Genomic DNA, 24584 nt, shown 5'->3' with positions numbered 1-24584 from the left:
GTCGGAGCATGGACGTCATCCTCATCCCCGGATTCTGGCTCGACGCGAGTTCGTGGAGCGAGGTGACGCCCGAGCTCGAGGCCGCCGGCCATCGGCTGCACGCGGTCACGCCCCCCGGCCTCGAGTCCGTCGATGCGCCGCGTGCCGGCATCGGGCTCGACGATCACGTCGAGGCGGTGCTGCGTCTTGTCGACGGCATCGAGGGACCTGTGGTGCTCGTCGGGCATTCGGGTGGCGGCACCGTCGCGCAGGCCGTGTCCGACCGCCGGCCCGATCGCATCGCCCGCGTCGTCTACGTCGACGCGGCGCCCATGGGCGATGGCGACTCCATCAACGACAGCCTCCCGGTGGTGGGCGACGAAATCCCCCTGCCCGACTGGTCGGTCTTCGGCGAGGGCATGCTCGCCGATCTCGACGACGAGGGGCGACGCCGGTTCCGCGAACGTTCGATCCCCGAGCCCGCGGCCGTCGCGACCGATCCGCTGCGTCTCACCGACGACCGACGGCGCGACGTACCGAGCACGATCATCACGTGCGAGTACCCGAGCACCCAGCTGAAGGAATGGGTCGCCGGGGGCGCCCCGTTCGTGCGCGAGCTCGCCGCGATGCGCGACGTCGAGTACGTCGACCTCCCGACCGGCCATTGGCCGCAGTTCACGCGACCGGCCGAACTCGGCCGCATGCTCGTCGACGCGATCGCCCGCTGAGCCGCCACGGCGGCACGCCCTCGGCCCGGCGACGCTCGCGTCAGCCCGCGAAGCGCCGCATCAGAGGTCGTTCCCGCTCACCCCGAACGTGTCGCAGGCGCCGGCGCCGTTGTCGTACCCGGCCTCGAACCACCGCACGCGCTGCTCACTCGTGCCGTGGGTGAACTGGTGCGGGTTGACCTGGCCCTGCGTCGTCTCCTGGATCCGGTCATCGCCGACCGCCGCCGCAGCGCTCAGGGCCTCGGTGTACTGCTCGGGGGTGATCGGCTGCAGGAACGTCACGCCGTTCTCGTCCTCCGTCTTCGAGGCCGATGCCGCCCAGGCCCCCGCGAAACAATCGGCCTGCAGCTCGACGCGCACGGCATTGGAGGTCGGCCCCGTCTGGCCGTCCTGCGACGACTCGAGGATCCCCGCAAGGTTCTGCACGTGGTGGCCCCACTCGTGCGCGACCACGTACATCTCGGCAAGCGGGCCGCTCTCGGCACCGAACTGCTGCTCGAGGGTGTCGTAGAACGACGTGTCGATGTAGATCGTCTGGTCGGGCGGGCAGTAGAACGGTCCCGTCGCCGACGACGCGTTGCCGCAGCCGGTCGCCACGGCCTGGCTGAAGAGGATGAGGTCCTGCGGACCCACGTAGTCCACTCCGATCTGCGGGCCGGCGTCCTGCCAGTAGTCCTCCAGCGAGGCCGCTGCGCCCTGCATCCGGCAGTCGATGCGCTCGTTCGCGTCCTGGCCCGTCTGGCACTCCTGGAGCGCCGAGTCCGTGGCCGACGGGTCCTGCTGACCGCCGCCGACCAGACCGGTCAGGTCGACGCCGAGGAACTGCGAGATCAGGAAGAGCGCGATCGCACCGAGGCCGCCGCCGACCGCGATGCCCGTGGTGCGTCCGCGGCGTGACGTCTTGCCACCACTGATGTCGGAGTTCGGATTGAACGTCATGGCCCGACGTTACCGCTCACTGGTCGGCGGGGGCATCCGCCTTCCGTTCGTCCCCGCGTCGCGCTACGCTGCCGGACTCGTCGCGATCGTCGGCGTCGTCGTCGCGGTCGTCATCTTCGTCTTCGTCATCGTCATCGTCGTCTTCGTCTTCGTCTTCGTCTTCGTCATCGTCGTCGCCATCGTCATCGTCATCTTCGTCGTCTTCATCGTCATCGTCGTCGTCGTCATCGCTGTCGTCGTCATCGCTGTCGTCGTTGTCATCGTCGTCGTTGTCGTCGTCATCGCTGTCGTCTTCGCCGTCCTCGTCATCGTCGGCGTCGGCGTCGCTGTCATCGTCGGCGTCCTCGTCGGCGTCGGCGTCGCGATCGGCGTCCCCGGCCTCGCCCGCCGCGTCGGTCCGGGCCTCGCCGCTCTCGTCGTCCGCGACGTCCTCCTCTGCCTCCGCGGCATACCGCGCCGCGTCGTCGGAGCTCTCAGCCGCAACGACGCCGGCGATGGCGCCGGCGTCGGCCGTCTCATCCGGCATAGTGGTCTCGCCCGGCTCGGCGAACCGATCGGTCGCGGCGATGAGGGCGTCGAGGATGCCGGGCTCATCGAATGCGTGCCCGGCGTCGTCGATCACGCGCAGGTCGGCCTCGGGCCAGGCGCGATGCAGGTCCCAGGCGGTCATCATGGGCGTGCACATGTCGTAGCGGCCCTGCACGATGACCGCGGGGATGGCGCGGAGCCGTTCGGCGTCGCGGATGAGCTGGCCCTCGTCCCACCATCCGCCGTGGCGGAAGTAGTGGTTCTCGATACGGGCGAACGCGGTCGCGTACTCGGGCGCGGTGAAGCGGGCGATCGTCTCGGCCTGCGGCAGCAGCGTGATGGTCGAGGACTCCCATCGCGACCACGCGATCGCGGCGGCCTGGTGCACGGCCGGGTCCGGATCCGAGAGCAGTCGGTGGTACGCCTCGATGAGGTGCGCCCGCTCGCCGATCGGCACGGGCGCGATGAAGTCCTCCCAGTGATCGGGGAAGATCGCGGACGCACCGCCCTCGTAGAACCAGTCGAGCTCCTGGCGGCGCAGGGTGAAGATGCCTCGGAGCACCAGCTCGGTCACGCGCTCGGGGTGGGTCTGGGCGTACGCGAGCGCGAGCGCGCTGCCCCACGAACCCCCGAAGACCTGCCACCGATCGATGCCGAGGTGCGCACGAAGCCGCTCCATGTCGGCCACGAGATGCCAGGTCGTGTTCGCCGACAGGTCGGCGCCCGGCTCGGACGCATGCGGGATCGAGAAGCCGCAGCCTCGCTGGTCGAACAGCACGATCCGGTACCTCGAGGGATCGAAGAGCCGCCGATGCGTCGGCGTGGTGGCCCCGCCCGGGCCGCCGTGCAGGAACACCACGGGCTTGCCCTCGCGGCTGCCCGAGACCTCCCAGTAGATGTGCTGGCCGTCCCCGACGTCGAGCATGCCGGTCTCGAGCGGCTCGATCTCGGGATAGAGCTCCCTCATGCTGTCCCCTCCGTCCACCGCGCCCCCTTGTCGGCCACGCTAGCGAGCGGGGGATGCCGCCGGGTAGCGGCGCGCCGCCGCGATTTCGCGGTCGGCGCACGTGGCGTGACCACGGCCCGTTCCCAGCCGGACGACCTAGCGTGCGGTCATGCGACCGGTTCCCGATCCCCTCGGCCCCGGGCAGGAGTCGGTGTGGGACTATCCGAGGCCGCCGCGCGTCGAGCAGGTGGACCTCCGCGTCACGATCGAGCTCGGCGGCGAGCGCGTCGTCGATACTCGCGACGTGGTGCGCGTGCTCGAGACGAGCCATCCGCCGGTCTACTACCTGCCGATCTCGGCGTTCGCCGACGGCACGCTCTCACCCGCCGAGGGAGCGTCGTTCTGCGAGTTCAAGGGCGCCGCGCGCTACCTGGACGTGCACGGCGGCGGACGCATCGCCGAGCGTGCGGCGTGGAACTACCCGGACCCGTCGACCGGGTTCGAGGCACTGCGCGACCGCGTCGCCGTCTACGCAGGACCGATGGACGCCTGCACGATCGACGGCGAACAGGTGACCCCGCAGCCCGGCTCGTTCTACGGCGGCTGGATCACCTCCTGGGTCGTCGGCCCCTTCAAGGGCGGTCCCGGCTCGATGGGCTGGTGACGCCGGATGCCGCGACAAGGCGCCCAGCGTAGGCTCGGGCCATGAGCCGCACACCGGTCACGGTCACCATCACGGGCGCAGGCGGGCAGATCGGCTACGCCCTCCTCTTCCGGATCGCGTCGGGCGCGATGCTCGGGCCGGATACGCCCGTGCGCCTCCACCTCCTCGAGATCCCCCAGGGCCTGCGAGCCGCGGAGGGCGCGGCACTCGAGCTCCAGGACTCGGCGTTCCCGCTGCTCTCGCACGTCGAGATCACCGACGACCCCGCCGTCGCGTTCCGCGGCGCGAACCTGGCCCTGCTCGTCGGCGCACGCCCGCGCGCCGCCGGGATGGAGCGCGGCGACCTGCTCCAGGCCAACGGCGGCATCTTCGGACCGCAGGGCCGCGCCATCAACGAGCATGCGGCCGACGACATCCGCGTCGTGGTCGTCGGCAACCCGGCGAACACGAACGCGCTCATCGCCGCGTCCAACGCGCCCGACGTGCCGAAGGACCGCTTCACGGCACTCACCCGCCTCGACCACAACCGGGCGCTCGGTCAGCTCGCGGCCGCACTCCAGTCCCCGGTCGGCGAGCTGCGCGGCGTCACGATCTGGGGCAACCACTCTGCGACGCAGTTCCCGGATGTCGCGCACGCGACGGCCGGCGGCGATCCCGTGCCCGCGCTGCTCGCGGCCCGCATGGGCGGCACGGACGCGGCCCGTTCCTGGCTCGAGGACCAGTTCATCCCGCGCGTGGCCAAGCGCGGAGCCGAGATCATCGAGGTGCGCGGCTCATCCTCCGTGGCGTCGGCCGCGTCGGCGACGATCGACCACGTGCACGACTGGGTGCTCGGTACGGGTGATGGCGGTCGCACGAGCGCGGCGATCTGGTCAAACGGGGAGTACGGCGTCGCCGAAGGAGTGATCTCCTCCTTCCCGGTCGTCGCCGAGGACGGCGCGTGGAAGGTCGTCGAGTCGCTCGACGTCGACGAGTTCGCCCGGAGGCGCATCGATGCCTCGGTCGCCGAGCTCGTCGACGAACGTGAGGCCGTTCGCTCGCTCGGCCTGATCTGAGGCTGACCTGACGGCCACCGATGGCATGACCGGGCGTTGTGGCATCCGCACCTAGGCTGAGGGCATGCCCGACCGAGAACCCATGTCGCCCGCCCGCCGCCGCCAGCTCATCGTGGGGCTCGTCGTCGGGCTGATCGTCGGTATCGGCGTCAGCGTCTGGACGGGATTCTGGGTCTGGCTCGGCGCCGGACTCGCCGTCGGCCTCGCCGCGGGCGCGATCATGAAACCGCCCGGCGAGGACGACGGCGCCGGCGGGCAGCGACGCCGCTGACCGCCCGAGACGACGGCGGGCCGGGCGTCTCGCGCCCGGCCCGCCCACGCGACCTCCGCTATCGCCGCGGCCTCTCGGCCTTCTCGGGGGCGGCGAGCGTACCCGCCTCGCGCTGCGCCGCGTAGTACGCACGAGCCTCGTCCTGCCGCTCCTGCTCGGCGCCGGAGGCGATCGCGGCGCGCAGGTGCTCGGGCGCGAAGCCGAACGCGTCGACGAGGTCGAGCGCGTACGGGCGCAGGCGCTCGACGAGGCGGTCGATGTAGGCCGTCACGGCCTGCGCGCGCTGCGGGGAGAGCCGACCGTGGATCAGGTACCACGCGAGGTGCTTCTCGATCAGGCCCAGGCCGAACAGGTCGCGGACCCACGTCAGCACCTGCTTGGTACCGGCATCCTCGGTGCGGGCCAGGGCCCGGGTGAAGGCCTCCCACTGGAGCAGCTCGGCGTGGGCGCGAGCCGCCTCGATGAGCTCGTTCTGGTTGCGATTGAACAGCGCCGCCGCCTCGGCCTTCGAGAGCTTGCGCATGTCGCGCAGCCGCCCGGCGATCTCGCTGATCATGGCCTCGACGCGGTCGGTGAGCAGCTCGCGCTGGGTCTCCTCCTCACGCAGCTCGTGCACCGACCGTGCCGTCGAGCCGAAGTCGGCGATCGTCTGCGCGAGACGCCGCAGGCCCGTGCCGTGGTACGCGCGGTCGGCCGTCTGCGCGACCACGTAGCGCGCCATCGCGCCGGCATCCGCCTTCGCGAACTGCTTCGAGTAGTCGGTCAGCAGCCGCTTGGCCACGAGCTGAAGCAGGACATTGTTGTCGCCCTCGAACGTGACGTAGACGTCGAGGTCCTGGCGGAGGCCGACGAGGCGGTTCTCGGCGAGGAAGCCCGCGCCGCCGCACGCCTCGCGCGCCTCCTGCAGCGTGTCGAGGGCGTGCCACGTCGAGAGCGGCTTGAGGGCGGCGGCGATCGTCTCGAGGTCCTGACGGTCGTCGTCGGTGTCGGCCTCGCCCGAGAACACCGCGTCGAACTTGACGAGGAACTCGTCGTGCGCGAAGACCTGGGCGTAGGTCGTCGCGAGCCTCGGGATGAGTCGGCGCTGGTGGCGCTGGTAGTCGAGCAGCACCTCCTCGTCGGTGTCGCTGCCCGCGTTGAACTGGCGGCGCTGCGTGCCGTAGGTGATCGCGATGGCGAGGCCCATGGCACTCGCGATGGTCGCGGCGCCGTCGAGGGAGACGCGCCCCTGCACCAGCGTGCCGAGCATGGTGAAGAAGCGGCGACCCGGGCTCGCGATGGGGCTCGAGTAGGTGCCGTCGGCCGCGACGTCGCCGTAGCGGTTCAGCAGGTTCTCGCGCGGCACGCGCACGTCGGTGAAGTGCAGGCGCCCGTTGTCGATGCCGTTCAGGCCGCCCTTCAGGCCGTCGTCCTCGCCGCCGATTCCGGGCAGGAACTCGCCCTGCTCGTCGCGGATGGGCACGTAGAACGCGTGGACGCCGTGGTTGACGCCCTTCGTGATGAGCTGCGCGAACACGACGGCCGCGATGCCGTGGAGCGCCGCGTTGCCGAGGTAGTCCTTCCACGCCCCGCGGAAGGGCGTGTGGATCACGAACTCCTCGGTCTCGGGATCGTAGGTCGCCGTCGTGCCGATCGCGGCCACGTCGGAGCCGTGCCCTGTCTCGGTCATCGCGAAGGCGCCGGGCACGTCGAGCGTCATCGCGCCCGGGAGGTACTTCTCGTGGTGCGGCGTCGTGCCGAGGTGCAGGATGGCGGCCGCGAAGAGGCCCCATTGGACGCCCGACTTGATCTGGAGGCTGGGATCGGCCAGCACGAGCTCCTCGAACGCGGCGATGTTGCCGCCGTGGTCGTCCTCGCCGCCGAGCTCCTTCGGGAAGGCCTTGTGCACCGCGCCCGACTCGACGAGGAGTCGCAGCTGCCCCAGCACGCGCTCGCGGTGCTCGGCCATCGACTGCCCGTCGATGCGCTGGAACGCCGGGTCGGCGGCACGCTCGCGCGCAGCAAGTCGGATGTCGGGCCACGTGCCGAGCAGCTGGCGGCCGAGGGCCGCCACGTCGACGACGGGCGCTGCGCTCGAGTCGATCGGGGTGTTCGCCGGAGTGGCCTCGGCGGCGTGCGCCTGGGTGCTCGGGCGCTCGACCTTCGGGGCCGGGGTGGAGTCGGTTCGGGATGCCGTGTCGACCATCGTCGGTTCGTCCTTCGTACGCGGATCAGGGCTTCGATCCACGCTATGGGCGGGTTCGACGGCGCCGGAAATACTGCGTCAGGAGCCGACAAACCGGTCTTCGCGCCATCCGCTCGGATTTGCGGAATTCCACAAGTTCGGCGTCATCGACCGTTGGAGCATCCACAAGTCCGGCGCGGTGGTCGGGCCGTCCCGGGTGGTCAGCCCGGTTGATCGGCCGGGAGACCGCGGAAGTATCGCGTCGCTTCGCCCGACCAGAGCAGCACGACGATGGCGACCGCGACCAGGGCGCTGACGATCTCATTCACGGCGGTCGAGGGATCCACGATGGCCGCACTCACGGAGGCGATGACCGAGACGACCTCGATGGCGGTGATCGCGATGCGGGCGATCGGATTGCCGTTCATGAGGCCGAAGGCGATCACGGCCGCGAGCGCGCCCACGAGCAGCGAGACGGAGCCCATGATCGCCCACGTCGTCCGGGTCGCGTCGTCGTCGCCGCCGATCGTCGCCCCAATGAGGAGGAAGCCGCCCGCCACGAGGTCGAGCGCCGCATTCACCCACACGAGCACGCCGACCACGGTCACCCCGGTCGGCCGAGGCGCGCGGGCGAGGCCGGCATCGCCCATCGCCGGCGACCGATCGCGATCGGATGGCGTCATTCGACGGTGCCGACGAAGAAGCGGCTCGCCTTGGGCGTCCAGAGCAGGATCAGCAGGATGACCGAGAAGGCGAGGCCGAGCCACTCGCCCACGACCGACGGATCGCTCATGTACGCCACGGCGAGGAACAGCGATCCGATGATCGAGAAGACCTGCAGCACCGTGATGATGAGCCTCGCCGGGTTGCTGCCCCGCAGCAGCCCGCCCGCGAGGACTGCCGTGATGAGGCCGACGACGATCGAGCCGATCGCGGCGGTGATGAGACCGCCGGACCCGCCGAATCGCGCGACCACCTCGTCGTTCGGCAGCCGGAAGAACAGGAGCACGCCCGAGAGCATGTCGAGCAGACCGGCGATGAACGCGAGCACGCCGATGATCGTGATGGTGACCGGACGCTTCCCGCGGACCACTTCGGACATTCCGTCTCCCCCGAGTCCGGCCGCCCCCGAGGCGGCCCTTCGGCCGATGGTATCGGGGGGTGCGGGGTGGCCTCACGGTACGAAGGTCCCGTGCTGCGACGCACCGTGCCGGCCCTCGGGAGGTGAGCGGTCAGCCGACGTGCTCGGAGACCACGCGCACCAGGGCCTCGCCGTACGCCTCGAGCTTCTTCGCGCCGATGCCCGAGATGCCGTCGAGCTGGCCGAGGCTCGAAGGGCGCTGCACGGCGACCGCGCGAAGCGTCGCGTCGCCGAACACGATGTATGCCGGAACGCCCTGCTCGCGCGCCTCGCCTGCACGCCACGTGCGGAGCGCCTCGAAGAGCTCCGCGTCGGCCGGCTCGAGATCTGCGGCAGCGGGCGCGGCCGCCCGGGCGCTTCGGGAGGTACGACCGGGCCGCTCGGGCTCGGTGCGGAAGGCGACCGTGCGATCCCCCGCGAGGACCTCCGCCGAGGCATCCGTCAGCGCGAGCACGCCGTACTCGCCGACCGACTGCAGCAGGCCCTGCGCGAGCAACTGGCGCACGACGCCGCGCCACTGCGCGTCGGAGAGGTCGTCGCCGATCGCCCACGTCGCGAGGCGGTCGTGGCCGTACTGTTCGACGCGCGCCGTGCGCTTGCCGCGCAGGATGTCGACCAGGTGGCCGGCGCCGAAGCGCTGGTTGCGCTCGCGCTGCAGCCGGACGATGGTCGACATGAGCTTCTGCGACGCCACCGTGCCGTCCCACGAGGCGGGCGGCTCGAGGCACGTGTCGCAGTTGCCGCACGCCGTGCTCGGCTCCCCGAAGTAGGCGAGGAGGTTCTGGCGGCGGCACTGCACGGTCTCGCACAGCGCGAGCATCGCATCGAGGTGCGCCGTCAGCCGCCGGCGGTGCGCCAGGTCGCCCGGGCTCTCGTCGATCATCCGGCGCTGCTGCACGACGTCTTGCAGGCCGTACGCCAGCCACGCCGTCGCGGGCAGCCCGTCGCGGCCCGCGCGCCCCGTCTCCTGGTAGTACCCCTCGACCGACTTCGGCAGGTCGACGTGGGCCACGAACCGCACGTCGGGCTTGTCGATTCCCATGCCGAAGGCGATGGTCGCGACCACGACGACCCCGTCGTCGCGGAGGAAGCGCTCCTGGGTGCGACGGCGGGTCGCCGCGTCGAGGCCGGCGTGGTACGGCATCGCATCGACGCCGTTCGCGGCGAGGAACGACGCGAACTTCTCGGTGCTGGCCCGTGACAGCGCATACACGATGCCGGCGACGGGGTTGCCGTCGGCGTCGCGACCCTCGGTGCGCACGAAGTCGAGCAGCTGGCGCCGCACGTCGAGCTTCGGAGCGATGCGGTACTGGATGTTCGGCCGATCGAAGCTCGACACGAAGTGGCGCGCGTCGCGGAGCGAGAGCCGCTCGGTGATCTCGCGGTGCGTGGCCTCGGTGGCGGTCGCCGTCAGGGCGATGCGCGGCACGTCGGGCCAGCGCTCGGCGAGCTCGGCGAGCCCGAGGTAGTCGGGCCGGAAGTCGTGACCCCACTGCGCGACGCAGTGGGCTTCGTCGATCGCGAACAGGGCGATGGTGCCGCGTTCGAGGAAGCGCTTGGTCTGCTCGGAGCCCAGCCGCTCGGGAGCGACGTAGAGCAGGTCGAGCTCGCCCGCGACGTACGCCCGCTCGACCTGCGCGCGTTCGGCCGGGGACTGCGAGGAATTGAGGTAGCCCGCTCGGACGCCGTTGCGCACGAGGGCGTCGACCTGGTCGTGCATGAGCGCGATGAGCGGTGAGACCACGACGCCCGTTCCCTCGCGAAGCAGCGCCGGGACCTGGTAGCAGAGGCTCTTGCCGCCGCCCGTGGGCATGAGCACGACCGCGTCGCCACCGCCGGCGACGTGATCGATGATCGCGGCCTGCTCGCCGCGGAAGGCGTCGTAGCCGTAGACCGTGCGGAGCGCCTCAAGCGGTGAGCCGAACCGAGCCGGGGAGGCGGCCGGAGCGGCCAGCCGGGGCGCGGCCGCCGTCGGCGCACCGGACTGCGACTCATCGACGAATGCAGGAGGCGGGGGCGCCCACTCGTCGTCGGGCGGCACGAGCTCGTCGGGATCCCACGGCACCTCGTCGGCCCAGGCGCCGGCCGGTTCGGGGTTCTGGCTCCACGTCACCCGACGACCCTACCCGCCGGGGCCGACAGCGTGGCGGGCACGTCTCGAGACCGCCCACAACGTGGGCTGGGGAGGACGGGTCGCGGTGCGAGATCGCTGTGAAGACGGATGCCGCGGCATCCGCTCGGCATTCCCTCGGCATAGGCTCGCGCCATGACGCAGATCGAGGGAGCGCGCACCCTCGTCGTGGGTGCGACCGGCGTGCTCGGCACGCTGCTCGCGGAGCGGCTCGCCCAGGGCGGCGCGCGGGTCGCCGTGCACGGCCGCGACGACGCGCGGCTCGCCGAGCGCGCCTCGTTCGGCGAGCCGATCGCCGTGGACCTCACCGACGAGACGGCGCCCGAGACCATCGTCGAACGCGCGACCGCCGTCCTCGGCGGGCTCGACATCGTGGTCCTCGCCGCCGGAGTGGTCGGCTTCGACTCGGTCGCCGAGACGGCCGAGCAGGACCTCGAGACGCTGTTCACGGTCAATGCGCTCGCGCCGATGCGGATCATCTCCGTGGCGGTCCCCGCGCTCCGCGATTCGGCCGCGGCCGGCCGGGAACCCGTCGTGATCGCGTTGACCGGCATCGTCGCGGAGTTGCCGACGGCCGGGCTCGCCAGCTACTCCGCCTCGAAATCCGCGCTTGCGGCGTACCTGACCGCGGCGGGCCGCGAACTGCGGCGCAGCGGCATCCGCCTGCTCGACGCGCACCCCGGCCACATCGAGACGGGACTCGCCGGGCGACCGCTCTTCGGGTCGGCGCCGCGCTTCCCGCACGGACTCGACCCGGCGGCCGTGGCCGACCGGCTCATACGCGCGATCGTCGATGGCGAGACGGCACTGCCGCCCGGGGCGTTCGCCGAACGGTGAGCTCGGCGGTCGCCCCGCGCGGCGGGCGGTTCAGCGGTCCGCGGCCGGCCCGTCGTCGGCGTCGGTCGGCCCGGTCGCGTCGGCGTCGGCGTCATCGTGACCCTGGGCCGCCGGTCGCCGGCGCATGACCAGGAACGCCACGAGCCCGGCGAGCACCACCACGGCGGCACCCCCGACCACCCACAGCAGGTCGCCGAGCCCACCGGATGCCGCGGCATCCGTCTCGGCATCGGTCGCGTCGCCTGGCTCAGAGGCCTCGCCCGCGCCCTGGGCGCACGCCGCATCGTCGGTGCCCTCAACGAGTTGCTCGGCGTCGGACGGCGCCCACGTGAACGCGAATTCGCCCGTGATGGGGTGTCCGTCGGCCGACACCACGCGCCACTCGACGGTGTACTCGCCCTCGGGCCCGAGTTCGACCGGTACGCTCGCCACGGCGCGATCGACGCTGGGGCACGGGGACGCGTAGTGTCGGCCGTCGGGGCCGATGACGTCCATCGCCGTCGCACCCTCGGCATCGAGCAGCGCGTCGCTCGTCTCGAGCGCGACCGTGCCCGGCTGGGTGGTGACGGTCGAATCGGCGTCGGGAGTCTCGCCGATCACCGTGTTGTGCGCGGACGCCGGCAGGGCCGGGCCCGCGAGGACGCCGAGCGCCGCCAGGAGCAGCGCACTCGCGCCGAGCGTCCGGGATCGAGTGCGCGCCGTGCGCATGTCAGGCCTTCGATCCGCGACGGGCCATGATCGCGACGACCAGGCCGGCAACGCCGACGGCGAGGCCCCCGATGCCGATCACGCGGGCGAGGGTGTCGACAGCGGCATCCGCCGGATCCTGGGTCGCGGCGGTCGTCTCGACCGATTCGGCCGTCGCGGCCGCCTTGTCGTGACCGTGGCCGTCACCCTCGGCCGCCGTGACCTCGATGGCCGGTGCCGGGTGCTCGGGTTCGGCGCCGTCGGCGGCCGACTCGTTCCACGCGGTCTCCCCCTCGACGCACGACTGCAGCACGGGGAACTCCAGCCGCTCACCCTCGCCGTCCTCGGGCAGCAGCATCTGGATCTCGAATGCCCCGCGGTAGCCCTCGGGGATGGGGGTGTCGGCCGTGTACACCACCTGGCCGACGCGCTCGGTCACCTCGTCGCCGTGAGCGCCCTCGACCGGCTCGTCGAGCTGGACCATGACCTTCTCGACCGACCATCCGGCCTGGAGCGTGGGCGTGACGGAGAGGATCTGCTCGGGGATGTCGACCGTGAACGAGGTCGTGGGCGAGCCGTCGCAGCCGTGGCCCGAGGCGAATTCGAGCACGGTGTACGAGCCGGCAGCCGTGGAGCCGGGCGTGACGGTGACGTGCGCCTGCGCCGCGACGGGCGCAGCGAGCGCGAGCAGGGCGCCGGCGCCCAGGGCGCTCGCGGCCACGGCGGTGGAACGGGTGATGGAACGCATGGGTCTCTTCTCTTCGGGTTCAATGCACTGGCGCGCGGCCGATGGTCGGCTCAGTTCGGCGCGCCGGGATGTGCGGTGACGATGCGGGTGTCGTGGCCGCTCAGGCGGCGAGCGACGCCCGCGGCGGACCGCGGTGCCGAAGCGAGGAGAGGAGGACGATGGCGGGATCGGGCGGGCCGACCCAGGTCGTCGCGGCAACCCGCGCCGGCGCGGCAGGAGCCACCAGGCCGCGCAGCGCGACGATGACGAGGCGGAGACCGCGGACGACCGTGGCGAAGGCGACCGAGACGGCCGCCACCGCGCGCTGGAACAGCACGAGCGCCCCGACGGTCGCCACGGCCGCGACGAGGTGCGCGAGCGGCATCGCCACCGCGTGCCCGTGCGAGACGACGACGAGCGCGCCGTCGAGATGCACGACCGGCGCACCGTGCGCCGCATGCGAGAGAGCCGGGTACTCGGATGGCGCGCTCGCGGCGCTCGGAGTTCCGAGCGCGTAGAGCAGGTGGAGCGCCGCCTGCGCGGCGAGCGCCCCCGCGGAGGCGCGCAGCAGCGCCATCCGCCCGCCGGTCAGGGCCATCGCGAGCGGTATGGAGAAGGCGAGCGCGAGCACGAGCGCCAGGGGACCGGGCGGAGTGCCGCCGCCGACCGTGTGGGCCAGCGAGGCGGCGAAGGTCGCGAACGCGGCGATCGCCGCGCCGCGCGCCGCGCGGGCACCCCGGGTCATCATCCGACCAGCCTAACCGGCGGTCCGTTCCGCCCTGCACGCCGAACGGCCCCGGGCGGGTGCCCGGGGCCGTTCGTCCGCTGGGGGCGGGTCAGCCGATGTTCAGCGTGAACGAGCTCGTCGTCCCGGTGCTGGGCACCGTGACCACGAACGTCGTTGCACCGCTCGCATCGCCGGGGATGGTGAACGTCACGCTGGCCTTGCCGACCTCGTCGGTGGTCGGCGTGTAGGCGGTGTTGATCGGCGCACTGCCGAGCACGGTGCCGTCTCCGCCCTTCAGGGTGATGTTTGCCACGTCGGCGTCAGGCTCGGTTCGCGTGAAGTCGAGCGACGACAGGTTGACGGTCACGGTGCTCCCCGCTGCGACGGACGTGCCGCCGGGCAGGTGCACGCCGACCGCGCGCTGCTTCACGTCGGGCGAGATCGTGTGGTCCGCATCGGCCGCGAAGTAGTCGACCATCGACTCGAGGTCGATCTTGCCGCTGTCGGCCTTGTTCGTGCCCTCTGCGAGGGTGAAGAAGTTGTCTCCACCCGCGGCGAGGAACGAGTTGGCGCCGACGATGTACGTCGCGGTCGGGTTGAGCGGGATCCCGTTGAGGAGGATCTCGGTGATGTGCGAACCGACAGGAGCGCTCGGATTGTAGGTGTACGTGAGCTCCTTGTTCACGCCGAGCTTGAGGAACGGCCGCGACGCGCCCGTGGGCTGCCACTGCTCCTCGAGCACCTTCTTCACCTGAGCGCCGGTGAGTTTCAGCGTCACGAGCGTGTTGGCGAACGGTTGCACATCCGCGGCCTCGCGGTAGGTCACTTCGCCCCCCGCGAGATCGGCACGAAGTCCACCCGGGTTCATGAACGCGATCTGCACACCACGCGGCTGGTCCTCGTTGAGGGACCAGAGCTGCACATCGGCCACGAGGTTGCCGAGCGTGGACTCGCCTCCGCGGTTCTCGGGGAACGACGATGCACCGACCGGGTTCGACGCCACCGCACGGCCGAAGTCGGCGGTCGCGGTGCCGAGCACGCGGCTGCCGAGCACGTTCGCCACTTCGACGGCCTCGGCGACGATCGGCGTGACCGCCGGGTCGTTCGGGTAGAGGGCCGTCGTGCCGTCCATCATGTTGAAGATCTCGTTCTTCATCGTGAAGGACTTCGTCGCCCGGTTGTAGTCGATGTCCATCCGGGAGAACCGCTCGCCGTACTGGCCGCTCGAGATGACCGGCATCGGGGCGCCGTCGGCGCGCTCGACGACGTGGTTGTAGGCGAGGTGCGTGTGACCCGACACGATCGCATCCACGTTGGCGTTCACGCCCGTGACGATCTTTCCGAACCGGGTCGACGGGTCCGTCGCCGAGGCCTTCGTGGTGTCGACCGCGCCCTCGTGCACGAGCAGCACAACGATGTCGGCCTCGCCGTTCTCGTCGTTGCCGTCGCTCAGCTGGTCGGCGACGCGGTTCGCGGCCTCGACGGGCGGGCCCACCTCGATGTCCTTGATCCCGTCAGGGCTGACCAGCGAGGGCAGCTCATCGGTGACCGCACCGACGAAGCCGATCGTCACGTCGTCGAACGTCTGCGTCCAGTACTCGGGAAGCGCCGCTTCCATCGTGCCCTTCTTGTAGACGTTGGCGCCGAGGTACTCCCACAGGGCGAGCGGCATGACCCGGTCGGTCAGGTCGGCGAAGCCCTGGTCGAACTCGTGGTTGCCCACCGAGCTCACGTCGAGCCCGGCCTCGTTCAGCGTCTCGATCGTCGGCACGTCCTTCTGGATGAACGACGTGAACGTCGAGGCGCCGATCATGTCACCGGCAGCCGCGAACACCGTGTTCGGGTTCTCGGCACGGATCTGCTTGACCGCCGAGGAGAGGGCGGCGATGCCGCCCGACGGGGCGGACTGCTCGATCCGGCCGTGGAAGTCGTTCACGGTGACGAGGTCGATGTTGACCGTGCCGGGTGCGGCTCCCGTCTTCACCCCGACGAGGATCGGGTCGTGGTCGCTCGAACGGAACGGCGTCCCGCTCTCGGCGGCCGTACCCCAGTACTCGCGCTGCGACCACTCGGGCGAGTTGATGCCCCACACTGCCACCTTGTCCACGCGATCGCTCGCCGCGGGCGACGCGATCACGTGGTCGAGCGAACCGAGCTCGCCGTCGAACGTGTAGGTGTACTGGCCGCGTGCCCGCGTGAACAGCAGGTCGTTCCAGCCCGCGTCCGTGAAGACCTTGATCGGGTCCTCCTTGGCGTACGAGTTGAAGTCGCCGATGAGGTAGACCGCGTTCTTGCGGCCATCCGATACGCTGTTCGCGAACTTCAGCAGCGCCTGCGCCTGCTCGACGCGCTCTGCATTGAAGGCGTCCTGGCCCGGCTGCTTGTTCGGATCAGTGCCACTCTTCGACTTGAAGTGATTGGCGATGACCGTCACGAATTGCTTGCCGTACTTGAACGTCTGCGCGATCGGCTCGCGGGCGATGTCCCAGACGGTCTCATCGATCACGGTCTGCGCTTCACCCGACGGCTTCACGACCGAAGGCTTGTAGATGATCGCGTTCGTGATGACGTCGGTGATGGCGGCGTCGTGGAGCTCGTCGGGCGTACGGACGTAGTCCCACACGGTCTTCCCGGCGGCAGCGTTCAGGGCCTTCACCAGGGACGAGAGCGCCTCGTCGGGCGCCTCGCCGAGCTTGACCGAGTTCTCGATCTCCTGCAGTGCGACCACGTCGGCGTCGAGCTCGTTGATCGCCGTGACGATCTTCGACTCCTGGATCGCGAACTCCTCCGCCGTCTCGGCGCCTCGGGCGGCCGGGTTGTCGGACGACAGGGTAGTGAAGTAGTTGAGCACGTTGAACGACGCGACCTGGATATCGCCGCCGACGACCGGCGGGGCGGCCGGACGCGGGTTGCCGATCACGGTCTTGCCGTCGCTGGCGAGCGTGCTGAACGTCGGCTTGAGGTTCGCCGGGCTCGCGTCGTTGATCGGCGTCGGAGGCTGCAGGCGCCAGTTGCCGAAGCCGAAGCTCAGGAGCGATCCGCCCTCCGGGAAGTTCACCACGTCGCCATTGCGCACGACCTTGTCCTTGGTGAAGTACGGCTGGTCGCCCGGGTGCGCCGCGTCGCTGATGCCGACGCTGTACCCGTCGTCGAGGATGAGTCGGGCGCTGTTGTTGGCCGTCGTGACGGCGGTCGCCGCCGGGTTCACGATCGTCGCGCCGTCCTTGACGGTCGTCGGCGTCTGGGTCTCGAACGCCTCGACCGGCATCGTGCTGCCGGCGCTCGTCCACAGTTCGCCGAAGCTCTGCAGGTTGTGGCTCGAGACCAGCTTGTAGGTGCCCGACGGGCGCACGAGCATGGCCTCGAATGCCTCGCGCGCCGAACCGAGCACCGTCGCGGCCAAGGGGGTGACGGCCGGGACGCCGACGCCCGCCTGCACCAGCTCGACCGAGCCGGCCGCCGTGGCGCTGACCTGGGTGACCGTGTTGAAGTCGCTGACGCGGCCGGTCACCTTCACCTTGTCGCCGATGGCGACGCCGGCGGCCGGGTTGCTGCTGAGAAACACGAACAGACCGTCGGAGGCGCCGGGCGTCGCATCCGTGGAGCCGCCGGAGCCGGCGGTCTGGATGTACAGGCCGCGATTGCTGGCCGTGCCGCGGTGGTCGCCGGTGACGACGCCCTCGACCGTCACGACCTGGCCGTCGAGCGGCGAGATGCCGTTCGGGCCCTGGGTCGCCGCCGTGCCCTGCACCGCGGCGATGGTGTTCGTGACCTCAGCAGCGTTCGCGGGCGCGACGCTGAACATCGAGAGGCCGACGGCGCATGCCGTGGCCAGCGCGGCCGCCGAACCCAGGCGCCTGTGCGCCCTGTGGTCGGCCGTGGCGCGGGATGCTGCCTCCGCGCCGGGGGAACGTTGCTGCATTGCGTGATCTCCTCTGCAAGACGGATGCCGGAGCTCGCGGTGCTCCCCCGGCGTCGCATGCGCCACCCCTCGGGCCGGGCGGCACTGATGGGCAGCATAAGCGCCGGTCAGGGGCGGTGGAAGACCCGTGGCCGACTCGTCATCCCCGGTTCAACCGAATCGGCCGAATTTGCTCACATGAGCAAGCCGCGATGCTCATATGAGCGGATGTCGCGGCCCGCGGATAGGCTCGGTCGCGATGTTGACCGCGGCCCTCTCCCTGTCGGGCGCGCTCGTCTACGGCGCCGCCGACTTCCTCGGCGGACTCGCGACGAAACGCCTCGGCGCGCTCCTCGCGACCGCGATCGCCGCGGTCGCCGGACTCGTCGTCATGCTCGCGTCCCTCCCCCTCCTGGGCGGCGAGTGGACCACCGCGGATCTCGGCTGGGGCGCGCTCTCGGGCGTCGTCGGCTCCGTCGCGATCGCCCTCCTCTATGCGAGCCTCGCAATCGGGCCGATGAGCATCCTGTCGCCGCTCACCGCGCTCATGTCGGCGGTGACACCGATGCTCTGGGGCACGCTCGTCGGCGCGGAACGGTTCGGGGCGCTCGGCATGTGGGGACTCGCACTCGCACTCCTCGCGGTGGTGCTCGTCGGCTTCGTGCCCGAGCGCGGCGCCGTCCGGCCCAGCGCGCGCGGACTCGCCCTCGCCGTCGGCTCCGGTCTCGCGATCGGCGCGTACTACATCGTCATCTCGCACACCTCCGACGAGTCGGGCACGGTTCCCCTCATCGCGAACCGCGTGGTCTCGGCATCGCTGCTGTTCGGCGCATTCGCGGTCGTGGCCGTCGCCCATCGCCTCCGCCGGCGATCCGTGGCGGCTCCCGCGGTCTCCAGCACGTCGCGCGCCGAGGTCGGGGCGGCGGATGGCGCGCCGCGCGGCGGCCCGAGTGCCGTCAGGACGGCACCCCCGTCCGTCGCCGAGCCCGGTCGTCCCGCCTCGGCACGGTCGGCGCTCACCCTCGCACTCTTCGGCGGCGTGCTCGACGCGATCGCGAACACGCTCCTCCTGCTCGGCATCCGCGCCGGCGACCTCGCGGTGGCCGCCGTCCTCGGCGCCATGTACCCGGCGGGCACCGTGATCCTCGCCGCGCTCGTGCTCCGCGAGCGCATCGCGCCGGTCCAGTGGGCGGGGCTCGCGCTCGCCTTCGTAGCTGCGGGAATGCTCGCGCTCGCGTAGACCGACGGCTGGAGGCGGGCGGCTGCTACAGCCGAACGACCTCTCGGATGCGCACGACCGCCGTGCCCTCCTCGGCCGACGCGATGAGGTCCACCTCGCCGCGGATGCGCCAGTCGTGATCGCCGGCCGGGTCGTCGATCACCTGCTCGACGCGCCACATGCCGTTGGCGGCATCCGCCTCGTCGATCGTCACCAGGCGCGGCGAGCGCGACGGGCCGCCCGTGCCGATGGCGTCGTGATCGGCGTAGTACGCGTCGAGCGCGCCGGGCCAATCCACGTCGGGATCGAGCTCGGCGAGCTCCTCGTCGTGCTCGAGCGCGGCGAGCTGCACTCGACGGAACAGCTCGTTGCGCACGAGCACCGTGAAGGCGCGCCGGTTGGTGACGACCGAGGGGGGCGCGGGCGGCACCACGGGCTGTTCGTCCTCGGGCAGGTGCGCGGTCGGGTCGACGAGCTCGGCCCACTCGTCGACGAGACTCGAGTCGACCTGTCGCACGAGCTCGCCGAGCCATTCGATGAGGTCGAGCAGCTCCTCGTCCTTCGCCTCGTCGGGAACGGTCTGGCGGATCGCGCGGAACGCGTCCGACAGGTATCGCAGCACCAGCCCCTCGCTCCGGGCGAGCTGGTAGAACGACACGTATTCCCCGAACGACATCGAGCGCTCGAACATGTCGCGCACGACCGACTTCGGGCTGAGCTCGAAGTCCCGCACCCAGGGCTGGCTCGACGCGAACGTCTCGAAGGCATGGTGCAGCAGCTCGTCGAGCGGCTTCGGCCAGGTGACCTCCTCGAGCAGCGCCATCCGCTCGTCGTACTCGATGCCGTCGCGCTTCATCGCGCCGACCGCTTCGCCGCGGGCCTTGTACTGCTGCTGCGACAGGATGGGTCGCGGATCGTCGAGCGTGGACTCGATGATCGACACGACGTCGAGCGCGTAGTGGCCCGTGCCCTGCTCGCTCGTCTCGGGATCGAGCAGCTCGATCGCGGCGAGCGCGAACGGGGAGAGCGGCTGGTTCAGCGCGAAGTTCGGCTGCAGGTCGACCGTGAGCCTCAACTGCACGCCGAGCCCGCCCGCGCCACCCGCCGGCACGATCTCGACCACGCCGGCATCACGCAGCGTGCGGAGGATCGACAACGCGCGGCGGGCCAGCTCGAAGCGTCGAGCGCGCGACTCGTGGTTGTCGAACACGAGCGAGCGGATGCCACGGGGCACGTCGCCGCCGCGGCCGATGACGTTGATCAGCATCGCGGCCGTGAGCGTCAGCTGGGGCACGAGCGGCTCGGGCTCGGCCGCGACCAGCCGTTCGAACGAGCCCTCGCCCCACGTCACGAAGCCAGCGGGCGCCTTCCTGCGCACGACCTTCTTGAGCTTCTTCGGGTCGTCGCCGGCCTTGCGGATCGCCGTCTCGTTCTCGATCTCGTGGTCGGGGGCGAGCACGACGACGGTCCCGGCGGTGTCGTAACCCGCGCGACCCGCGCGGCCCGCGACCTGGTGGAACTCGCGCGCGGAGAGCTGCCGCATCCGCTGCCCGTCGTACTTGGACAGCGCCGTGATGAGCACCGTGCGGATCGGGACGTTGATGCCGACGCCGAGCGTGTCGGTGCCGCAGATGACGCGCAGCAGCCCGCGCTGCGCGAGCGTCTCGACGAGGCGTCGGTAGCGCGGCAGCATGCCCGCGTGGTGCACGCCGATGCCGGCGCGCACGAGCCGCGAGAGCGTCTTGCCGAACCCGGTGGTGAAGCGGAACCCGCCGATCGCCTCGGCGATCTCGTCGCGACCCTCGCGCGACACGATCCGGATCGACGAGAGCGCCTGCGCGCGCTCCATCGCCGTGGCCTGCGAGAAGTGCACGATGTACACCGGGGCCTGGCGCGTCTCGAGCAGCTCCTCGACGGTCTCCTGCACGGGCGTCTTCGCGTACGAGAAGTGGAGCGGAACCGGGCGCTCGACACCCGTGACCCGCGCGGTCTCGCGTCCGGTGCGGCGCGTGAGGTCGTCGGCGATCGAGGTGACGTCGCCGAGGGTCGCCGACATGAGCACGAACTGCGCGTGCGGCAGCGTGATGAGCGGCACCTGCCACGCCCAGCCGCGGTCGGGGTCGCCGTAGTAGTGGAACTCGTCCATCACGACCTGGTCGACGGGTGCGTCGGCGCCCTGGCGCAGGGCGAGGTTCGCGAGGATCTCGGCCGTGCAGCAGATGATGGGCGCGTCGTGGTTCACCGAACTGTCGCCCGTGACCATGCCGACGTTCTGGGCCCCGAAGATCTCGACGAGCTGGAAGAACTTCTCGCTCACGAGCGCCTTGATCGGCGCGGTGTAATAGGTGCGGCCCCAGGGCCGGCCGGCCTCTCGATCGGCGGCCGTGCGGGCGACGGATGCCGCGTGGGCGGCCACGGCGACGAGCGACTTGCCGGTGCCCGTCGGCGTCGAGAGGATCACGTTCGCGCCCGACACGATCTCGATCACCGCCTCGTCCTGCGCGTCGTACAGCCGGAACCCGCGTCCGGCGGCCCACTCGACGAACGCGTCGTACATCGCGTCGGCGTCGTACGGGCGCGGGGCGGCGTCGAGGAGTGCGGTGGGGGCGGTCATCCGTTCGAGTCTGCCGCATGATCCGGCACGCGTCGTTCGCGGCCCGTGCCGTTAAGCGGGGGAGCCGGCCTGCGCTGCCCAATCGGGTGGGCTTCCAGCGCGGCCGGCTCTCCGGTCGTTCCCGCGGTGACAGTTCCCCCTGCATGTCCGCGGTGTTCGACCGAGATCAACGGTACGGATGTCGCGCGGCGCGCGTATCAGGGCGAACCCTGAGTTCTCAGCCGCGTGTCGGCTCTCCGCGGTCGGCGGGCGCCACGGTCGGTCGCACCACCGACGCCGGATCGCCGCCCGTCACGAGTTCGACGATCGCCTCGACCACGCGGAACACCACGATCGCCGCGAGCTGTGCGACGAGCAGGGGTCCGAACACGGCGAGCGAGTACGTCAGCACGAGGATGAGCGGCGCCGTCCGACCCCATGGGAGCGCCGCGATCAGCGGGGCCGCGGCGAGCGCGAGCCCCCACGGCCCCGCGACGATGGCGAGTGCGACCGCCGCGGCGACGGCGAGGACGCCCAGCCCCACCTGGGCGAGCAACACCCAGCCGAGCGCGCCGCCGTGGCGGAACTCGCGGTCGGCCGAGACCCACGCCCACATGAGACGGGCGCGCAGGCGCGGCACGCCCTGCTCGCGGAGGGCCGTGTGGAAGACCCGGTCGTCCTCGCGACGCTGGGCGAGGGCCGCCCCGCGGTCGGGCAGCTCGGCCGCCACGCGCGACCGCTCGTCGTGCAGGATCGCCGGGGCCGACTGCCGGCCGTAGCTCGCGATGAGGCCCCAGAGCGCGCTCGGCACCGACGCGAGGTCGGTCACGCCGTGCGGCGGCGGCTGCTCCCCCGCGGCGGGCGCCCGGTAGCGGCGTCCCGTGCGCGGGTCGAGGTACACGATCGCCTCGCGCACCTCGAACCGGTCGGCGTCGGCGGGTCGCTGCGCGAGCGCGATCTCGTCGAGCGGGGTTCCGTCGTCGCGTTCGAACGGCACGTGGGCCTCCTCGGGTCGTGGACCCATCCTGCCGTGCCCGGGTGACGCGGTCCGCACGCGAGATGCATGAAAATCCGCCCGATGGGCGGGTTTGCGGGGCCAGCGGCCGGATTCTCCTGCGTTCCGACGGCGCCTCGAACGAATATGAAGGATGGGACGCATCAGGGCCGCCGCTGCAGGGGTCCGACGCGTCTCATCCTGCGAACCGACCAAGCTGCCCGGGTCGGAGGGCGGAGGCCTCGAGCGGTGTTGCAAGGGCAGGCGTGCGCTCGCCCCATCCGCTCGCTGGGCTGCCCCTTCAGCCGAGCAGCAGCGAGATGCCGAAGAGCACCGGCACCGAGCCGACCGTCGTGAGGAACACCGTGTCGCGCGCGACGACCTCGGCCGTGTCGTAGCGCTGCGCGAAGTTGAACACGTTCTGCGCGGTCGGCAGGGCAGCGAGCACGGTGACGGCGTAGAGGTCGCGCCCCTCGAGGCCGAACACGAAAGCGCCGACGGCCCACGCGACCGCGGGCATCGCGAAGAGCTTGAGCGTCGCCGCGAGCACGACGTCGCGCAGGCCGGTCCCGGGCTCGAACATCCGCGTGCCGTGCAACGACAGCCCGTACGCGATCAGCATGAGCGGCACGGCCGCCTGACCGATGAGCTGCACCGGGTCGAGGATGATCGCCGGAAGCTCGAGACCTGAGACCGACACGAGCACGCCGAGCAGCGATCCGATGATGATCGGGTTCGTGAAGGTCGAGCGCAGGATGCCGCGGACCGACGTCCGCCCCTCGACCGTCGCGCCGAGCACCGCGAGCGCGACCGGCGCGAACAGCAGCAGCTGCAGCAGTACGATCGGAGCGGAGTACGCCGCATCGCCCAACAGGTAGAGGGCGATCGGAATGCCGATGTTGTTGCCATTCACGTACCCGGAGGCGAGCGCGCCGATGGTCGTGCGGGCGATGCCGCGGCGCAGCAGCGCGAGCGAGACGGTCGAGAAGACGAGCATCATCGCGACCGCGGCGATCGCCGAAACCGGCAGCAGCGCCGAGAAGAGCGCGTGCACGTCGGCCGTCGCCAGCACCGAGAAGAGCAGGAACGGCGAGAGCACGTTGAAGTTCAGGCGCGCGAGCACCGGGCGCGCGTTCGGGCCGAGCACGCCCGTGCGACCGGCGAGCCAGCCGACGAACACGGCCAGCGCGATGACCGCGAACCCGGTGAGGATGTCGATCACGCGTCACCGCCGCGGCGCCGAAGCCGGCCGGGGGCGGGAGCCGGGGTTCCCGCGGGGATCGTCGTCGATCCGGCGCGGGGCGCCCGCGGCGTCACCAGCGGTGGTGCACCGACGCGCGGATCTCGCGGTCGTAGAGGTCGCGGACGGCGGCGTCGAATGAGTCGGGCAGCTCGAGCGATCCCGCGGCGGCGTTCGCGCGCGCCTGGTCGGGGTTGCGCGCGCCCGGGATGACCGTGGACACGCCGGACTGCCGGGCGATCCAGGCGAGCGCGACCTGGGCGGGCGTGGCATCCGGCGCCGCCTGCGTCGCGAGCGCCGCGAACTCGGAGGCCGCGCGCACGCCGGTCGCGTAGTCGACGCCCGAGAACGTCTCGCCGACGTCGAACGACTCGCCGTGCCGGTTGTAGTTGCGGTGGTCGTTCTCGGCGAACTGCGTGTCGAGCGTGTACCGGCCGCTCAGCAGGCCGCTCGCGAGCGGCACGCGCGCGATGATGCCGACGCCGTACTGCTGGGCGACCGGCAGCACCTCCTCGACGGGCTTCAGCCGGAACGCGTTGAGGATGATCTGCACGGTGGCGACGTTCGGCCGCGCGATCGCGGTGAGCGCCTCGTCGACCTTCTCGACGCTCACGCCGTAGGCGGCGATCGCGCCCTCGGCGACGAGCGTGTCGAGCGCGTCGTAGACGGCGTCGTCGGAGTAGACCGACGTGGGCGGGCAATGCAGCTGCACGAGGTCGAGGGTCTCGACGCCGAGGTTGCGTCGCGACCGGTGGGTCCAGGCGCGGAAGTTCTCGAGCACGTAGTTGTCGTGCTCCTGCGGCATTCGGCGGCCCATCTTCGTCGCGACCGTCACGCCCGAGTCGGGATTCGCGGCGAGCCAGCGGCCGATGAGCGACTCCGAGCGGCCGTCGCCGTAGACGTCGGCGGTGTCGAACACCGTGACGCCGGCCTCGTGCGAGGCGTCGAGCACGGCGAGGGCATCGGCCTCGTCGACCTCGCCCCAGTCGGCGCCGAGCTGCCAGGTGCCGAGTCCGATGACCGAGACGGTGCGGCCGGTCCGGCCGAGGGTGCGGGTCTGCATGGGCTCCTCCGTCGTGTGCTGCGGGCGAGCGGGCCGGTGCGGATGTCGCG

General features: G+C 71.4%; 19 protein-coding genes and 1 pseudogene. 6 read left to right on the top strand and 14 right to left on the bottom strand.

Going from position 1 to position 24584, the window contains the following annotated elements; all coding sequences use genetic code 11:
* The first annotated feature begins 8 nt into the window (after positions 1-8).
* A complete protein-coding gene (locus BLT99_RS00275; RefSeq protein ID WP_092668290.1) occupies positions 9-707 on the top strand; it encodes an alpha/beta fold hydrolase in 699 nt (232 codons plus the stop codon).
* Positions 708-767: 60 nt separating this feature from the next.
* Here the strand turns inward: BLT99_RS00275 and ypfJ are convergent, their stop codons facing one another.
* Positions 768-1646, bottom strand: a complete 879-nt coding sequence (gene ypfJ, locus BLT99_RS00270; RefSeq protein WP_092668288.1) for a KPN_02809 family neutral zinc metallopeptidase — start codon at positions 1644-1646, stop codon at positions 768-770.
* A gap of 541 nt (positions 1647-2187) precedes the next feature.
* Positions 2188-3141, bottom strand: a pseudogene (pip, locus tag BLT99_RS17895) (prolyl aminopeptidase); the annotation flags it as partial.
* Positions 3142-3289: 148 nt separating this feature from the next.
* Here pip and BLT99_RS00255 point away from each other — a divergent pair.
* The 3 genes from BLT99_RS00255 to BLT99_RS00245 all read left to right on the top strand — a co-directional run bounded on the left by BLT99_RS00255 (position 3290) and on the right by BLT99_RS00245 (position 5110).
* Positions 3290-3784 carry a DUF427 domain-containing protein gene (locus BLT99_RS00255; protein WP_092668286.1) on the top strand — a complete coding sequence of 165 codons (495 nt, stop codon included), beginning with the start codon at positions 3290-3292 and terminating at the stop codon, positions 3782-3784.
* 41 nt (positions 3785-3825) lie between these two features.
* Positions 3826-4839: a malate dehydrogenase gene (locus BLT99_RS00250; protein ID WP_092668284.1), complete on the top strand. Its 1014-nt coding sequence runs from the start codon at positions 3826-3828 to the stop codon at positions 4837-4839.
* A gap of 64 nt (positions 4840-4903) precedes the next feature.
* Positions 4904-5110: an HPP family protein gene (locus BLT99_RS00245; protein ID WP_092668282.1), complete on the top strand. Its 207-nt coding sequence runs from the start codon at positions 4904-4906 to the stop codon at positions 5108-5110.
* A gap of 58 nt (positions 5111-5168) precedes the next feature.
* On the opposite strand, the gene BLT99_RS00240 is transcribed toward BLT99_RS00245, so the two are convergent.
* From BLT99_RS00240 to recQ, 4 genes are all read right to left on the bottom strand, one after another.
* On the bottom strand, positions 5169-7295 hold the full coding sequence (locus BLT99_RS00240; RefSeq protein WP_092668280.1) for an acyl-CoA dehydrogenase family protein: 2127 nt from the start codon (positions 7293-7295) through the stop codon (positions 5169-5171).
* A 200-nt stretch (positions 7296-7495) separates the two neighbouring features.
* Positions 7496-7957, bottom strand: a complete 462-nt coding sequence (locus BLT99_RS00235; RefSeq protein WP_092668279.1) for a hypothetical protein — start codon at positions 7955-7957, stop codon at positions 7496-7498.
* Positions 7954-8376, bottom strand: a complete 423-nt coding sequence (locus BLT99_RS00230) for a hypothetical protein (protein ID WP_133988499.1) — start codon at positions 8374-8376, stop codon at positions 7954-7956. The genes BLT99_RS00235 and BLT99_RS00230 overlap by 4 nt, the downstream gene beginning before the upstream one ends.
* A 130-nt stretch (positions 8377-8506) precedes the next feature.
* Positions 8507-10528, bottom strand: coding sequence for a DNA helicase RecQ (gene recQ, locus BLT99_RS00225; RefSeq protein WP_172802944.1), 2022 nt, complete (start codon positions 10526-10528; stop codon positions 8507-8509).
* A gap of 153 nt (positions 10529-10681) precedes the next feature.
* Here recQ and BLT99_RS00220 point away from each other — a divergent pair, with 153 nt between their 5' ends.
* Complete coding sequence (locus BLT99_RS00220; RefSeq protein WP_092668275.1) at positions 10682-11383, top strand: SDR family NAD(P)-dependent oxidoreductase; 702 nt, start codon at positions 10682-10684, stop codon at positions 11381-11383.
* 30 nt (positions 11384-11413) lie between these two features.
* On the opposite strand, the gene BLT99_RS00215 is transcribed toward BLT99_RS00220, so the two are convergent.
* From BLT99_RS00215 to BLT99_RS00200, 4 genes are all read right to left on the bottom strand, one after another.
* Complete coding sequence (locus BLT99_RS00215; RefSeq protein ID WP_092668273.1) at positions 11414-12091, bottom strand: copper resistance CopC family protein; 678 nt, start codon at positions 12089-12091, stop codon at positions 11414-11416.
* 1 nt (position 12092) lies between these two features.
* Complete coding sequence (locus tag BLT99_RS00210) at positions 12093-12818, bottom strand: YcnI family copper-binding membrane protein (protein WP_092668271.1); 726 nt, start codon at positions 12816-12818, stop codon at positions 12093-12095.
* 100 nt (positions 12819-12918) lie between these two features.
* Positions 12919-13545, bottom strand: a complete 627-nt coding sequence (locus tag BLT99_RS00205) for a hypothetical protein (RefSeq protein WP_092668269.1) — start codon at positions 13543-13545, stop codon at positions 12919-12921.
* Positions 13546-13633: 88 nt separating this feature from the next.
* On the bottom strand, positions 13634-17446 hold the full coding sequence (locus BLT99_RS00200; RefSeq protein WP_092668267.1) for an ExeM/NucH family extracellular endonuclease: 3813 nt from the start codon (positions 17444-17446) through the stop codon (positions 13634-13636).
* Positions 17447-17684: 238 nt separating this feature from the next.
* Here BLT99_RS00200 and BLT99_RS00195 point away from each other — a divergent pair, with 238 nt between their 5' ends.
* Positions 17685-18665 carry an EamA family transporter gene (locus tag BLT99_RS00195; RefSeq protein ID WP_092668265.1) on the top strand — a complete coding sequence of 327 codons (981 nt, stop codon included), beginning with the start codon at positions 17685-17687 and terminating at the stop codon, positions 18663-18665.
* A gap of 25 nt (positions 18666-18690) precedes the next feature.
* On the opposite strand, the gene BLT99_RS00190 is transcribed toward BLT99_RS00195, so the two are convergent.
* From BLT99_RS00190 to BLT99_RS00175, 4 genes are all read right to left on the bottom strand, one after another.
* Complete coding sequence (locus BLT99_RS00190) at positions 18691-21258, bottom strand: DEAD/DEAH box helicase (RefSeq protein ID WP_092668263.1); 2568 nt, start codon at positions 21256-21258, stop codon at positions 18691-18693.
* 217 nt (positions 21259-21475) lie between these two features.
* Positions 21476-22234 (bottom strand): DUF1353 domain-containing protein, encoded by a 759-nt coding sequence (locus BLT99_RS00185; protein WP_157674899.1) that lies wholly within the window; start codon positions 22232-22234, stop codon positions 21476-21478.
* Between the two features lie 298 nt (positions 22235-22532).
* Positions 22533-23453: an AEC family transporter gene (locus BLT99_RS00180; RefSeq protein ID WP_092668259.1), complete on the bottom strand. Its 921-nt coding sequence runs from the start codon at positions 23451-23453 to the stop codon at positions 22533-22535.
* Positions 23454-23544: 91 nt separating this feature from the next.
* Positions 23545-24534: an aldo/keto reductase gene (locus BLT99_RS00175; protein ID WP_092668258.1), complete on the bottom strand. Its 990-nt coding sequence runs from the start codon at positions 24532-24534 to the stop codon at positions 23545-23547.
* Positions 24535-24584 lie beyond the last annotated feature (50 nt).

It is taken from the genome of Agromyces flavus (assembly GCF_900104685.1).
GTDB lineage: Bacteria > Actinomycetota > Actinomycetes > Actinomycetales > Microbacteriaceae > Agromyces > Agromyces flavus.
This window is presented reverse-complemented; position numbering and strand designations above follow the sequence as displayed.

Bases quoted from the DNA above. Each gene is read 5' to 3' on its own strand.
- BLT99_RS00275 (WP_092668290.1), top strand. From the start codon at position 9: ATGGACGTCATCCTCATCCCCGGATTCTGGCTCGACGCGAGTTCGTGG.
- ypfJ (WP_092668288.1), bottom strand. From the start codon at position 1,646: ATGACGTTCAATCCGAACTCCGACATCAGTGGTGGCAAGACGTCACGC.
- BLT99_RS00255 (WP_092668286.1), top strand. From the start codon at position 3,290: ATGCGACCGGTTCCCGATCCCCTCGGCCCCGGGCAGGAGTCGGTGTGG.
- BLT99_RS00250 (WP_092668284.1), top strand. From the start codon at position 3,826: ATGAGCCGCACACCGGTCACGGTCACCATCACGGGCGCAGGCGGGCAG.
- BLT99_RS00245 (WP_092668282.1), top strand. From the start codon at position 4,904: ATGCCCGACCGAGAACCCATGTCGCCCGCCCGCCGCCGCCAGCTCATC.
- BLT99_RS00240 (WP_092668280.1), bottom strand. From the start codon at position 7,295: ATGGTCGACACGGCATCCCGAACCGACTCCACCCCGGCCCCGAAGGTC.
- BLT99_RS00235 (WP_092668279.1), bottom strand. From the start codon at position 7,957: ATGACGCCATCCGATCGCGATCGGTCGCCGGCGATGGGCGATGCCGGC.
- BLT99_RS00230 (WP_133988499.1), bottom strand. From the start codon at position 8,376: ATGTCCGAAGTGGTCCGCGGGAAGCGTCCGGTCACCATCACGATCATC.
- BLT99_RS00220 (WP_092668275.1), top strand. From the start codon at position 10,682: ATGACGCAGATCGAGGGAGCGCGCACCCTCGTCGTGGGTGCGACCGGC.
- BLT99_RS00215 (WP_092668273.1), bottom strand. From the start codon at position 12,091: ATGCGCACGGCGCGCACTCGATCCCGGACGCTCGGCGCGAGTGCGCTG.
- BLT99_RS00210 (WP_092668271.1), bottom strand. From the start codon at position 12,818: ATGCGTTCCATCACCCGTTCCACCGCCGTGGCCGCGAGCGCCCTGGGC.
- BLT99_RS00205 (WP_092668269.1), bottom strand. From the start codon at position 13,545: ATGATGACCCGGGGTGCCCGCGCGGCGCGCGGCGCGGCGATCGCCGCG.
- BLT99_RS00200 (WP_092668267.1), bottom strand. From the start codon at position 17,446: ATGCAGCAACGTTCCCCCGGCGCGGAGGCAGCATCCCGCGCCACGGCC.
- BLT99_RS00195 (WP_092668265.1), top strand. From the start codon at position 17,685: ATGTTGACCGCGGCCCTCTCCCTGTCGGGCGCGCTCGTCTACGGCGCC.
- BLT99_RS00190 (WP_092668263.1), bottom strand. From the start codon at position 21,258: ATGACCGCCCCCACCGCACTCCTCGACGCCGCCCCGCGCCCGTACGAC.
- BLT99_RS00175 (WP_092668258.1), bottom strand. From the start codon at position 24,534: ATGCAGACCCGCACCCTCGGCCGGACCGGCCGCACCGTCTCGGTCATC.